The organism is Mesorhizobium sp. M0276 (assembly GCF_040321755.1).
Taxonomy (GTDB): Bacteria; Pseudomonadota; Alphaproteobacteria; order Rhizobiales; family Rhizobiaceae; genus Mesorhizobium.
The window spans coordinates 1-13,401 of record NZ_JAMYSC010000101.1 but is presented as its reverse complement, the minus strand read 5'-3'; the positions used below and the strand labels follow the sequence as shown (position 1 = coordinate 13,401).

At 59.7% G+C, this 13,401-nt stretch carries 9 protein-coding genes and 2 pseudogenes; 6 read left to right on the top strand and 5 right to left on the bottom strand.

The annotated features are described in order from the left end of the window. Positions 1-187: 187 nt before the first annotated feature. Together tnpB and tnpC are read left to right on the top strand one after the other, a co-directional pair. A pseudogene (tnpB, locus tag NKJ01_RS34905) lies at positions 188-352 on the top strand (IS66 family insertion sequence element accessory protein TnpB); the annotation flags it as partial. Positions 353-421: 69 nt separating this feature from the next. Continuing rightward, positions 422-1,952, top strand: a pseudogene (gene tnpC, locus NKJ01_RS34900) (IS66 family transposase). 481 nt (positions 1,953-2,433) lie between these two features. Here tnpC and NKJ01_RS34895 read toward each other — a convergent pair. The 3 genes from NKJ01_RS34895 to NKJ01_RS34885 all read right to left on the bottom strand — a co-directional run bounded on the left by NKJ01_RS34895 (position 2,434) and on the right by NKJ01_RS34885 (position 5,740). Next, entirely contained in the window at positions 2,434-3,744 is a 1,311-nt protein-coding gene (locus NKJ01_RS34895; protein WP_352735025.1) for a sulfotransferase family protein, read from the bottom strand. 284 nt (positions 3,745-4,028) lie between these two features. Then, positions 4,029-4,601, bottom strand: coding sequence for an ABC transporter ATP-binding protein (locus NKJ01_RS34890; RefSeq protein WP_352735023.1), 573 nt, complete (start codon positions 4,599-4,601; stop codon positions 4,029-4,031). 134 nt (positions 4,602-4,735) lie between these two features. Continuing rightward, positions 4,736-5,740: an ABC transporter permease gene (locus tag NKJ01_RS34885; protein ID WP_352735021.1), complete on the bottom strand. Its 1,005-nt coding sequence runs from the start codon at positions 5,738-5,740 to the stop codon at positions 4,736-4,738. Between the two features lie 239 nt (positions 5,741-5,979). Here NKJ01_RS34885 and NKJ01_RS34880 point away from each other — a divergent pair, with 239 nt between their 5' ends. The 3 genes from NKJ01_RS34880 to NKJ01_RS34870 all read left to right on the top strand — a co-directional run bounded on the left by NKJ01_RS34880 (position 5,980) and on the right by NKJ01_RS34870 (position 9,586). Next, positions 5,980-7,926 carry an SDR family NAD(P)-dependent oxidoreductase gene (locus NKJ01_RS34880; RefSeq protein ID WP_352735019.1) on the top strand — a complete coding sequence of 649 codons (1,947 nt, stop codon included), beginning with the start codon at positions 5,980-5,982 and terminating at the stop codon, positions 7,924-7,926. Positions 7,927-7,999: 73 nt separating this feature from the next. After that, positions 8,000-8,932, top strand: coding sequence for a glycosyltransferase family 2 protein (locus NKJ01_RS34875; protein WP_352735017.1), 933 nt, complete (start codon positions 8,000-8,002; stop codon positions 8,930-8,932). A 114-nt stretch (positions 8,933-9,046) separates the two neighbouring features. Continuing rightward, a complete protein-coding gene (locus tag NKJ01_RS34870) occupies positions 9,047-9,586 on the top strand; it encodes a sugar transferase (RefSeq protein WP_352735016.1) in 540 nt (179 codons plus the stop codon). 16 nt (positions 9,587-9,602) lie between these two features. Here the strand turns inward: NKJ01_RS34870 and NKJ01_RS34865 are convergent, their stop codons facing one another. Continuing rightward, entirely contained in the window at positions 9,603-10,550 is a 948-nt protein-coding gene (locus tag NKJ01_RS34865) for an NAD-dependent epimerase/dehydratase family protein (RefSeq protein ID WP_352735014.1), read from the bottom strand. Next, entirely contained in the window at positions 10,547-11,872 is a 1,326-nt protein-coding gene (locus tag NKJ01_RS34860) for an O-antigen ligase family protein (RefSeq protein ID WP_352735012.1), read from the bottom strand. Before NKJ01_RS34860 ends, NKJ01_RS34865 begins: the two co-directional genes overlap by 4 nt. A gap of 485 nt (positions 11,873-12,357) precedes the next feature. On the opposite strand from NKJ01_RS34860, the gene cysD reads away from it, so the two are divergent. After that, entirely contained in the window at positions 12,358-13,263 is a 906-nt protein-coding gene (gene cysD, locus NKJ01_RS34855) for a sulfate adenylyltransferase subunit CysD (protein ID WP_352735010.1), read from the top strand. Positions 13,264-13,401: the final 138 nt, after the last annotated feature.

Here is a 13,401-nt window from a genome sequence, read left to right as displayed (position 1 = left end):
AATATTATGTGGCGGAAAAATCCGGACCGGCGGGCCTAGGCTGGCACCAGGAAGGCTCCGCCACATAATCTCGCCCGACGCATAAATGCGGTTATGTGGCGCGCCACATAACCGTTCAGCGGGGCCGTCTACGTCTTCCGGGCGAAGCGGACTGACCGGATCAAGCTGATCTTCTGACACTGGGGTCTGCCTCTATGCCAAGCGTTTGGAGGATGGGGAGTTCCGCTGGCCGAAAGTACATGACGGCATGATGCGGCTGACGGCCGCGCAGCTCTCGGCGCTACTCGAAGGGCTCGACTGGCGGCGCGTCCACGAGGCGCGCCGGACCCGCGTTCCAGCCCAGGCCGGCTGACCCGCGACGAAGTGAATCAGCCTGGATTCCGCTGTCGCGGGCTGTCGGCGAATATGGTCTGATCTAGTCATGGCGATGACTGCTGACCAGCTTCCCGACGATCCGGACGCGCTGAAGGCGATGATCCTGGCGCGCGACGTCGAGAACGCCCGGCTGATCCAAATCATCAAGGAATTGCAGCGCCACCGCTTCGGCCGGCGTGCCGAGACGCTGCCCGAAGACCAGCTTCTGCTGGGGCTTGAGGAAGCCGAACAGATCGAGGCGGCCGGTGAGGAAGAGCAGGCACAGACCGCTCTTGGCGAACGTCAGGCGCGTGTCGCAAAGCGCCGAGCGAACCGGGGCGCGCTGCCACCCCATCTGCCACGCGTGGAGATGGTCATCGACATCGAGGATCAAGCCTGCCCGTGCTGCCGCAATGGTCTGCATCGCATCGGCGAGGACGTGAGCGAGCGGCTCGACATCGTTCCGGCGCAGCTGCGTGTGATCGTCGTGCCGGCCCAAATATGCCTGCCGCGCCTGCGAGGACGTTGTCGTTCAGGCTCCCGCACCCGCCCGGCTGATCGAGGGCGGCCTTCCGACCGAGGCAACGGTCGCCCAGGTCCTGGTCTCAAAATATGCCGATCATCTGCCGCTCTATCGTCAGGCGCAGATCTACGCCCGGCAAGGCATCAATCTCGATCGCTCCACGCTCGCCGACTGGGTCGGCCGCGCCGCCTGGCACCTGCGTCCGGTGCATGAGCGGCTGCTTGGCAAATTGAAGTCCTCGCCAAAACTCTTCGCCGACGAGACGACCGCGCCGGTGCTCGATCCCGGCCGCGGCAAGACCAAGACCGGGCAGCTCTGGGCCTATGCCCGCGATGACCGACCATGGGAGGGGAGCGACCCGCCGGGCGTCGCCTATGTCTACGCGCCGGACCGAAAGGCCGAGCGTCCGATCGCTCATCTCGCAGGCTTCAGCGGAATCCTGCAGGTCGACGGCTATGGTGGCTATCGTGTTCTGGCCGAAAAGAGTGGCGTCACGCTCGCTTTCTGCTGGGCACACGTGCGCCGGCGGTTCTATGAACTGGCGGCAGCCGGTCCCGCGCCGATCGCCAGCGAGGCGCTGAGACGGATCGCCGAGCTCTACAGAATAGAGGACGATATCCGCGGCCGATCGGCCGATGAACGCCGTGCGATGCGTCAGGAAAATAGCCGCGCCATTGTCGCCGATCTTGAACCCTGGTTGCGCGAGAAGCTCGGCCTGATCAGCCAGAAGACAAAGCTCGCCGAGGCGATCCGCTACACGCTCTCGCGCTGGCAAGGCCTCTCGGGCTTCCTTGACGACGGCCGCATCGAGATTGACAGCAACACGGTCGAGCGGTCCATTCGACCCATCGCACTCAACCGCAAAAACGCGCTCTTCGCCGGCTCCGACGGTGGTGCCGAACACTGGGCGGTCATCGCGTCGCTGATCGAAACCTGCAAACTCAATGGCGTCGAGCCACTCGGCTATCTCGCCGACGTACTCACCAGGATCGTCAACGGCCATCCGAACAGCCAGATCGACGACCTGCTGCCTTGGGCCTACATCCGGGCGCCCGAGCTAAAGGCCGTGGCCTGAGAACACCGCTTACATACAAGCGCGGCAGCCACAGGGTTTACGGCGCCAGAGAGAGGTCAGAACCTGTGAGTGAGGGGACACGAGCGACTCAACCTGACGTGAGTTCGCGTCCAGTCCGCCGGACGGCGGACCGATCCGGCTTTGAGCCGTAATCGAAGCCACCGCCTTTAGGCGGTGGAGCATTCACTTTCTGCTATATCCATTGGCGCCGTGCGGTCCACTAAGGACCAATCTCCCACGCGCCGGGATGGTCCTTGCGAAACGGCTCGGGGCGCTGGTCACCGCCCACCCAAGTGATGGAGACCACCGAGGCCGGCAGGAGGCATGTGAGAGGCAAGAAATATTCGCGGATCATGATGGTGGTGTCACCTCCGTGCGGCACTTCTTTGCACGCTCCACGCGAAGAAACAAGGGGCGCCGCGCTAGCTTCGAGGATATGGCAAGTGAGGGTTGCTCGACTCATTCCTTGCCGGCCCGGGGGTCAGCCACGGGCGAACATACTGCCTATCAGTCGCAAAGGTGCCGTCAGCCGCCAACTGCGCGACGTGAGTAGCGCATCGCGCTCGTTTACGATGCTTTGCCTGTCGTGGAGGAGGGCATCGCGTTCGGCGATCAACCCACCTTGGACGGTTACGAGGTCATTCCGGTCAGCAATCAGGCTCTCGTGGACCTGTGCGAGCGCGTCTCGCTCGGCGCTCAGGGCGTCGCGAACCCCGGCGAGGGCATCACGTTCAGCGATCAGAGCGTCGCGAGTTCCAGCGAGGGCATTACGCTCGGCCGCCAAGCCGCGAACTTCAACGGATTGCTGTTCCAAAAAGCTCGCAAGCTTCGAATTTTCTTGACGGACATTCTCTGTCTCGGTGTTACGGGTGCTGAGTTCACCACGCAATTGCGCAACCGCCAATTCCTCCGTTGCCATGGCTGGCGAAAATGTTTCGCAGGCTTCGTCAAATCTCGTCCGCATAGTATCCAGCTGATCAAGCGAGCCCTTGTCTTCACCGCCGACAGCGATAGTGGTCAGAATTTGATAAGTCTCGCGGACCAGCGACGTAACATCCGGATGATTACGCATAACTTCGAGCGTGGACCTTTCATGATAAAGGTCTGTCGTCAGAAACTGCTCTATCTTGACGTCCGAGTGGTCGGGTCGAGAAGGCCAGACAACACCAGTTTTTTCAGCTGCGCGGTCCATATGCTTTCGCCAGTCGACCAAGAACCCTTCATATGACAGAACATATCGCGGCATGTGTCGCGAATGATATTCGGCTTCGAGCACATGCCTCAGCCACAACAGCAGCGACGTCGGCAGCGCGATTTTATCTCGCCGGTGCAGCGAATATGCGACCTCAAGAGGATTGCGCACCGGCAGAAAAGCGACAGAGCCGACATTCATTTCGTCCAAGATCGACGATATGAATGGGACAAATCTGCATGTCCGCGGGTCTTTGACAACGATCAATGGTTCATCACCGAACTCGTCGATGAGCAGCTGTTTTATTTTCTGACGATACGGATCTGCTGCCTTTGAGTTAATTCTTTGGTGATCGAGTTGACGCCAATCAAGCCAGGACGAGCCTGCAAATGCGAGCAGTTCGTCATGCGCAAGGGCAAGGGGCGCACTCTCGAAGAATCCGCGCGGATTGGCCGCGTGCGACGGCAGCGGGGTCTTCGGCCCGGCTGCTCCCAATGCATTGAGTACGCCCCCAAGCGCTGAGGTTCCGCTCCTGTGCATTCCCAGGATTAAGATGGCCTGGCGCTTCGGTGCCCATGGTAATTCGGCAATCTTGGTCATCAATTGAAGGTGCTTTTTCATTCCGGTTGGTGAACGTTGGTACGCTTAGATCGGGCTCTATCAAAACGTTAATTCTATGAATATCGCGGGCGCAGATCCCTGGTCGGGGTTGCATGGCTGACCGGGTGCGGCTGATTTCCGTTGTGCGGCCCTGGCTTCGAGAGCGGTTTCAGACTGTTGAAAGCTTTCGGGTATTCCGGCAGGCAACAACGCTCGAAGATGGATGATGCTATGATGTATCGAACCATAGCTCGACCCTCAATATCAGACATTGCAAGGCGCTTTTAAATCAACGACTCCACCCGGCCGGCTCGAAGTGTCATTTTCTTCGTGCAAACGCGCTGGATGAGCGCATCGTCGTGGCTAGCCAGCACGATGATGCCGGCCTTTTCCGCCAGTTCGTCCATGCGTCGTTTGGCTTTTTCCTGGAATGACGCGTCGCCGGCGCCAATCCATTCATCCATCAACAGGATTTCAGGCTCAAGCGTGGTCGCTGCTGCAAATGCCAGACGTGCCGCCATGCCCTGGCTGTACGCCTTGAACGGCAGGTCGATGAAGTCTCCCAGTTCGCTGAAATCGATTATCTCTTCCATCTTCTCTTCGATCTCGGCCGCCGTCCAACCGCTGATCAACCCCCTCAGCACAATATTTCTGCGCCCGGTGGCCTCTGGACGAAACCCTATGTGGATGTTGAACAGGGCATCGACCTTACCCGCGATCGATATCGTACCGCCCGATGGCTGGTAGATTCCGTACAGAACCTTGAGCAATGTGGTCTTGCCGGCGCCATTCGGGCCGACGAGACCCAACCGGTCGCCCGCCTTGAGTTCGAAGCTGACATTGTCGAGCGCCTGCACGACCTGCTTATTGCCCGATTTTGCTATGCTGCCGCCGAGAGCGCTCCGGCGACGGCCAGGCGCCGAAAGCGTCAGCTTTTCAAAAAGCCGATAAACGAGGCTGACATTGTCCAGTATGATGGAGGTCATGGAACTCAGATCAAGAAAACGATGCGCTTGCGATAAAGACCCAGCAGCAGCAACGCAAGGGCCCAGAGGCCAAGACAGATGTAACCTGTCACCGCCAAGGCATGTGTCGGGAATATCCCCGCCGTGATAGGACCGCGTACCCCCTCCAAGAAATAGGTGAAAGGGTTCCAATGATAAGCATATTTTTGAATGCCCTCTTGCCCGCTGTAGACCCAAAAGACCGGTGTTAAGAACATGCCCACCCGCATCAGGTTGCCGACAATGAATTCGCTGTCGGGAAAGAAAGCGCCCAGAAACGCAAAACCGATTACAAATGCAGGGGTTGCCAGGATGAGGAGTAACAATCCCACCAAGGACAGCAGCCAGTTCGTATTGATTCCGTAGCCGCTCAAAAGCAGAATAAGAACGCAACCAGCCAGCGAATAACCAGCTCGGATGATGCATTGCATTGTCAATCGCATCACATATACAAACAACGGCAGAGTTGTGCCTTGAATGAAACTCGCTTCGCGCTGGAAAAGCGATACGCTCATGGTGATGGTTTCGCTGAGATAGAACCACACCAGCATGCCAATAGCTACATAGGCTATATAGCTCGGGTTGCTGGTGTCTTTGGTCACGAAAACGAAGACAAATGTGCCGACGAAAGCAAAATAATTGACCAGCATCCAAAGCGGTCCCAAGGTCGTGCGTCTGTGCTGGTCGCCGATGTCCTCATGGGCAAGTGCGACCCAGACCCGGTGCAACCTCATGGCCCTGGAAATATCGTCAAAAGCGCCGTTTAGTGCTGCAATCATGTTTGGGAACATCGCAATCTGTTGTTCTGGCGCATTATCCTTCGCTGGCCATCGCGAACCGCCAAGCCCGTCTCTAATAGCCATTTCGACAGGGACATGGCAACGCATTTGCGTCGTAAAGAGGTCGAGAGCAGAGTCAACTGCGGCAAAACTGGATACACGCTGACGTTGCGACGGTGTGTACATCGCAAGCGCCGGCTCGGCAACAAGCATCCGGCTACAGGGCGTCAAGATTACTATTATGCGCGCGCTCTACCAAAAAACATCTGGCTATGCCGTCAACCCCGCAGTATGCGATACAGGACGGCGGGGGCCGGGGATAGCAATTTTGAGAAAGTGGACACGCAGCATCTTCGTGTTTGCATCTTGGCGGTGTTCGTATCCGTGAGCCTGGAGTCTAGTGCCTTCCAATGAATTCTTACCTCCAAGCAGTATTGGGACTTCGGCCACAGATGCGGCGCGCGTTCATCATGGTCCAGGACGTGGTCATGGTCCTGGTCGCCGTGGCGCTCAGCCTCGTGCTTTCGCGGTCGGATCTTTCGTTCGAACCGCTGTCCAACGAGGGTTTAGCAACCTGGGCAGCCATTGTTCTCATCAGCCATCTGCTGTTCAGATATTCTGGCCTCTACACGACCGTCTGGCGCTTTGCCTCGACGCCGGACTTTTTCAACATCCTGAAGAGCTGCGCGACTTTGACGCTCGCTCTGTATGCCACTTCGCTGGTGGTTCGTTCTTTCCAACCGGTGCAGGGGCTCAACGAGCGCCAGTTCATCGTCTTCTTCCTCGTCTCCTTCACGATCATATCGGCGCCGCGGCTGTTCTACCGCTTCCTGCGTGACGGCGCGAGCTGGGGCATTCTGAGCCGCAAGACCGGCAAGACCGAGGTCAAGCGCGCGCTGTTCGTCGGCCGGCTCGGCGAGGCCGACCTGATCATCCGCTTCACGCGCACGGCGCAGCCGGCGGACTATTCGATCGCTGGCATCATGGCGACCGAACGCGGCGCGCCGTTGGGCACGCGCATACAGGGTGTTCCCGTGGTGGCGACCCTGCCGCGCCTGATCGACGTTTTGGAAGACTATGCGAGCGGCACCAAAAGCCTGGACCTGCTGATTTTCGGCAGTGGCGCCGAGCACGAGATCGAGGACTATTCCGAACTCGTCCGCGTCGCCCGGCACGGCGACATAAATGTGGTGCAGTTCTCCGGTCTGTCGGAGCTGGAGCGGCACGGAAAGCTGGTTCTCGACACCGTCGAGATGGAAACGATCCTGCGCCGTCCGACAGTAGCGTCCGATATCGAGCGCATCGGCGCTTTTATCGGCGGCAAGCGTGTCCTGGTCACGGGCGGTGCCGGCTCGATCGGCCGAACGCTGGTCAAACGGTCGCTGGAACTGGGAGCGGAGGCGGTGCTGGTCGCCGACAATTCCGAGTTCGGCATCTTTCAACTGAGCCAGTATATTGACGAGAACGACCACGACCGCCTCAAGGTCCGCATCGTCGACGTCGCGGACCGGCGCCAGATAACGCGGGTCGTCACCGAGTTCCGGCCTGATATCATTTTTCATGCCGCCGCGCTCAAACACGTTCCGCTGCTCGAGGAGAACTGGGATTCGGCCATCCAGACCAATATTTTCGGAACGCTGGTCTGTGCCGAGGTCGCGGCCAAATGCGGGGTTGCGCAGTTTGTCCTGATATCGAGCGACAAGGCGGTGGATCCCTCATCGGTGCTTGGCATGACGAAGCGGGCCGCCGAGCAGATCGTCAGCGCCCTGCATGGGACGCCGGCCGCCGAGCCGGGCGGGAGTCGCTCCGTCACCAAGTTCATAGCCGTGCGGTTCGGCAATGTCTTTGGCAGCAATGGTTCGGTGGCGACCATATTCCAGGCGCAGATCGAGGCCGGGGGACCCGTCACCATCACCGACCGGCGCATGACACGCTATTTCATGACCGTAGCCGAAGCCGTCGATCTCGTCATCATGTCGGCCGCCGATGCCGCGTTGCGGCGGAGCGGGGACGATTATGCCGTCTATATGCTCGACATGGGCAAGCCGGTGCCGATTCTTGAAGTGGCCGAAACGATGATCCGCCTGTCCGGAAAGAGCCCGTACAAGGACATCGCAATCCGGTTCACCGGCATCAGGCCGGGCGAAAAACTCCACGAAACGCTGCATGGCGAAGATGAGGAACTCGTCGAACTCGGCATTTCGAAGATTTTTGGCCTCAGCACGGACGTCGTGGAATGGTCGGATGTCCAGGTCGCGCTCGCGGACCTGCAGCAGGCGACCGAAAATCAGGACAAGGCTGCCGCGATCGCCGTGCTGGCAGGCCTTGACCGCGCCAAGAAGGCCAGGGAACGCCTTGATCAGGAAGCGATCCCGAAAACGGTCGGGCAGGCGGGCTAAGCCGCTCTTTCTTCCGACGCGACCATGATTCGGGATCCGGAAATCTCTGGCATAAGCAAGGTGTTTGACGTTCGTGGATAAAGCAGACCTGCGCATCGCAGTCCTGATGGGCACGAAAGATGGCGCCGCCTTCATTGATGAGCAGCTCCGGTCGCTGCTCGCCCAGTCGCACCCTCTGGTCGACCTGTGGATATCCGACGATGGTTCCATCGATGGTACGACCGCGATTATCGAGGTATGGCAATCCCGCTGGCCCAAGGGTCGAATGACCCTGGTGGAGGGGCCGCGGCAAGGATTCGCGGCCAATTTCCGGTCGATGATCCTTGATCGACGTATCGATGCGGACGGCTATGCCTTCTGCGACCAGGACGATATCTGGGAGCCCGACAGGCTGGAAAGCGCCATCCGCTGGATGCAGGCCCATGACGCAAAAACGCCGCTGATGTTTTGCTCGCGAACCGCGACCATGACGGAAACGGGAAGCCTTGTCGGTCATTCGCCGCTGTTTGCCCGGCCGCCATCCTTTCGCAACGCGCTTGTGCAAAGCATCGCCGGCGGCAACACCATCCTGCTCAACGCCGCGGCACGCGACCTGCTGGCCAGGGCCTGCGCACGGACCGGTTTCGTCAGCCACGATTGGTGGGCCTATCTCATCGTGACCGCTGCCGGCGGCATCGTCCGCTACGATCCGCGGCCACTGGTGCGCTACCGGCAGCACGCGGCAAACCTGGTTGGAGCCAACGTGTCGTGGAGGGCGAGGGCTTCCCGGCTTGGCCGCCTGTTCAAGGGCGAGTTTGCCGGCTGGACGGACCTCAACATTGACGGGCTTGCCGTCAATCGCGACCTTCTGACCGAGGACGCGGCGGCGTGCCTCGACCTTTTCACCCGCGGGCGGGAGGGCGGTCTTTTCCGCCGCTTGGCTGGCTTGCACAAAAGCGGTGTCTATCGGCAGACGGTTTCCGGCACCCTAGGGCTCTATCTCGCTTTCATCCTCGGGCGCATCTGAGCGTCGAACGGCTGCGTGGCGCTCTTGGTCGAGAGATGAGCTCATGCTACGTCGACCCGGGCCTCGCCTGCGGCGTCGCCTCGGGACTTTGGCAGGGAGCATGATCGGTCGTTCATGAAGGCAACCAAGCACATCTTCGATCTTGCCGGTGCGGCTCTGCTGCTGGTGGTCACATCTCCCGTTTTGGCGCTTGCCGTCCTTGCCGTTCGAGTCTCGTCGCCCGGTCCTGCTATCTTTTCGCAGACGCGGGTCGGCCGCGACGGGCGGCTTTTTCGCTGTCACAAATTGCGCACAATGTATGTCGGGACGCCGTCATTGCCCTCGCACGAGGCGCCCGCGAATTCCGTGACATCGGTCGGAAAAGTCCTGCGGAAGTTCAAGCTCGATGAGTTGCCGCAATTCTGGAACGTTCTGAAGGGCGAGATGAGCCTGGTCGGCCCGCGCCCCTGTCTGCCGACCCAACAGGAATTGATCGAGTGCCGCAGGCGGCTGGGGGTTCTGGCGGCGCTCCCGGGCATAACCGGTCTGGCCCAGATCAAGGGCATCGACATGTCGAACCCGAAGCTTCTGGCTGAAACGGATGCCGCCTATCTCGGTACAGCGTCCTTCTGGCTCGACCTTCGGATTCTGCTTGGAACGTTCTATCGAAGCTGACTGGCCATCATGATGGTCAAACAAGGAGTCGGGATTTACCAAGCCGCGCTAGCTCCGCCAGCCTCTCCAGCGTGCCGGTTTCAGGCGTCCACCCCTGCGATATCAAGAGGGCGGGATCGCATATCTGTGTCGCTGTCATGCTGTCCCAAAATGCGTGCTTGCCCAGCAAGCCCGCGACCGGTCGCATCAGGCCGGCCGGTACCGTCATCAGTGCCATCGGCCGCCCGAAACCTCTGCGAAACGCGGCGATGATGGCCTCGACTGCGATCGGCGGCACATCGGCGCCGACATAGATCGGGTGAAGTGACCCCGAATGGCTCAAAAGGTGCGACACCGCCCGCACTGCCGCCCCGGATGACATCAGCGAGCGGATTCCTGTCAGGGCGCCCGTCGGCAGCGGCAGCGCCGTATCAGCAAGGCGCATCAGCGTAGCGAGATTGCCCTTCATGCCGTTTCCATAGACCGGGGGCAGGCGCAACACGGCGGCGTCAGAGCGGCCTTGCGACGCATAGGCGCCCAAAACCTCGATCTCGCCTTCGCGTTTGGAGCGTCCATAGACGCATTGCGGGGCAGGAAGAGTGTTTTCGTCGATCGTTGCGCTGACGCAAGCACCGATCACGGCCCGGATCGAGGAGAGATGGATGAAGCGTCCGCTTACCTGTGCCGCCGCGGCATGCGCCAGCCGCGCGCTCAATTCCACATTGGCCGCCCAATAGTCGGCTTCGGTGGCATTGCCCCGATCATTATTGAGGCCGGCACAATGGACGACGTGGGTCACATCCCTGGTGAGTGCCAGAAAGGCCGCGGCCGGTGCATCGAAATTGGGCATCAGCACCGCGCCATCCCCCGACCCAAGCCTTTCCGGATGGCGGGAAGCGAGACGAAGCTCGGCGCCGGCTTGGCGAAGTTTTTGCACGATAAGGCGCCCGATGAAGCCCGTCGCGCCGGTGACCAGGACCTTCATTGCCTTGCCCGCAACAACTCTTGGGTGGCCGCCGGAAGCTCCTGCTCTTCCATCACTGGTGGAGGTGCATGCTTTTCCATCAACGGAGCCTGACGGCCGGAGGCAAGATACGTTCCACACACCAGGAAGACCATCAGCACCGAGTCCAGAATGTCATGGCCGACCAGGATGCCCGTCATTCCGGCCGTGAGATAGGTTATCACCACGACGACAATCATGGTGGCGCCGAACCGTTCGACCGGATCACTGCTGTTTCGTAAGACCCGAGCAGCATTTCCAGCGGCAACGACAAAGATCGCCGCCAGCGTTGCGGCGCCCAGAATTCCTGCTTGCACCAAGGCGGTCAGGAAGCCGTTGTGAAAATGGTTGAAGCCTGCGTCCATCGCGAACTGATCATGAAAGCCCTGCTTGATCAAAGACTGGGTCGCACCCACCCCATGTCCGAACAGCGGCATGTCATGGAATGCTTTGAGGCCGATCTCCCAAAGCGCCAAACGTATTCCCAGTGAGCTGTCGTAATTGCCCTGCGCGCCAAGCGCATTCCAATCGGAGTGCAGAAAGCCGACGCGCCCGGATATCGCCTGGAAGCCGAAGGCGGCGACCACGGCGCCGACTGCCACCAGCAGCAGAAGCACACGAGCGGCATTCCTGCCTCTGAGCTTCTGCCGGTTGATAAGCAAAACAGCGATGCCGGCAATCAGCAGTGCCAGCCAAACGATACGCGAACCGGAATAGATCATGGCGATCGTCCCGGCCAGCGCGGCGTGGAAGATGGGACTCCGGGCTCGCTCTATGCCTGACAAGGCACCGGCCACACAGACCATCACGGCAAGGCAGAGCACGGTTGCAAAGATGATCGGATTGCCGGCCCCGCCCTCGGCCCTGACCCCAATCCAATATTGCTGGATGACAGCCATCGGCAGCGCGACAAAACAGGCGACCATGCTGCTGAGTACGACGATGCGGGCAAGCGTGGTTTTCTGCGTGATGCTCCAGGTCGAATAGGAGACGGGGAAAAACAGGAACGTGATGAGCGGGATAAGGTGTGGCGCATCGCGGACGAACGAGTTGTTGACGACGGAAGCCAGGAGATTGGCCGCGCAGTAGCCATAGATCGCGACTGTCAGCCAGATCACCGGCCGGTCTGCGTTAAAGCGCCTTTTCCCAGATGCAATCAGTACGATGGAAGCTAGGGCCCCGCCATTGAAAACAAAACTGACCACCGATCCCAGAACCGGTGGAAAAAAGAAGCAAAGAATGGAGAAGTAGATATTGATCCACGAAGGCGTGAATTGCTGTCTCAGGGATGAAAGCCGGTTCAATTGTCGGGCTCGCTATTTTTCGGGAAGTTCATGCGGCGGATCTTGTCTGGCGAAGTAGAATGCCTCGCCCCGAATTACCACCCTTCATCATGCACTTGCCCGCTTCCCAAGGCTGGTATAGCGGCTGGGTTCGCTTTTCGAAAGTGTGTCGGGCCGCTTGCCGCCGAAAAATCGGCAGCCTGCGCCGATCGATCTGGAGAATTCCCGGGAAGGGCAGTCGCATGTCTATCCAAGCAATATTTTTCCCGCGGTTTCCCGGACTTCGGACCTTCGAGCAGGAATTTCCGAGTTTTGCGGTATCCATGGAAAATTCATTCCCGAACCGTGCGTCGGCGCGCCAGTCTTGCATTGTTCTTGGCAATGGCGATCTGCTAGAACGCCGGCTTGAGAGATTGTCCAGAAGCAGGGCTTGAACCGGGCGCAAAAAGCTCGATGATTTGAGGCGAAGTCTTCTGTTGGAAGGTACGAAAGAACACTCACAGTCCATGACAACAGAGCTTACGCATCTTCAGCGGCTTGAAGCCGAATCCATTCACATATTCCGCGAGGTTGCGGCCGTCTTTTCCAAGCCGGTTATGCTCTATTCGGTCGGCAAGGATTCATCCGTGCTGATGCATCTGGCGATGAAGGCGTTTTATCCCGCCAAGCCGCCTTTCCCATTTCTCCACGTCGATACGACGTGGAAGTTTCGTGAGATGATCGCCTTTCGTGATCTGATGGCGCAAAAACTCGGCTTCGATCTCCTGGTTCACGTCAATGAAGATGGCGTGCGCGACAACATCAATCCGTTCGATCATGGCTCGAACACGCACACCCATGTGATGAAGACAGTGGCGCTGCGCCAGGCGCTCGACAAATACGGTTTCGACGCGGCCTTTGGCGGCGCTCGTCGCGACGAGGAGAAGTCTCGCGCCAAGGAGCGCATCTTTTCCTTCCGCAACGCCCAGCATGTGTGGGATCCCAAGAACCAACGCCCCGAGATGTGGAAGATATTCAACACCCGTGTTGCATCGGGTGAATCGATCCGCGTCTTTCCGCTCTCGAACTGGACCGAACTCGACATCTGGCAGTACATCCTGCAGGAGAGTATCCCGATCGTGCCGCTCTATTTCGCCAAGGAACGGCCGGTGGTGGAGCGCGACGGCATGCTGATCCTGCGCGATGACGAGCGCATGAAACTGCGCCCCGGCGAGACGGTGGAGAACCGGCTGGTGCGTTTCCGCACGCTGGGCTGCTATCCGCTGACCGGTGCAATCGAATCGGGTGCCGACACGCTGGAAGCCATCGTCGGTGAAATGCTGACCGCGCGCACCTCCGAACGGCAGGGTCGCCTGATCGACCGCGACGAAGCCGGCTCGATGGAAAAGAAGAAGCGCGAGGGGTACTTTTGACCATGCGCCACATCATGGCAAAGAGCCTCGCACCCACCGACGGCGTCCGCGACTATCTGGCGGCGCAGGAGAAGAAGTCGCTGCTGCGCTTTCTGACCTGCGGTTCGGTCGATGACGGCAAGTCGACGCTGATCGGGC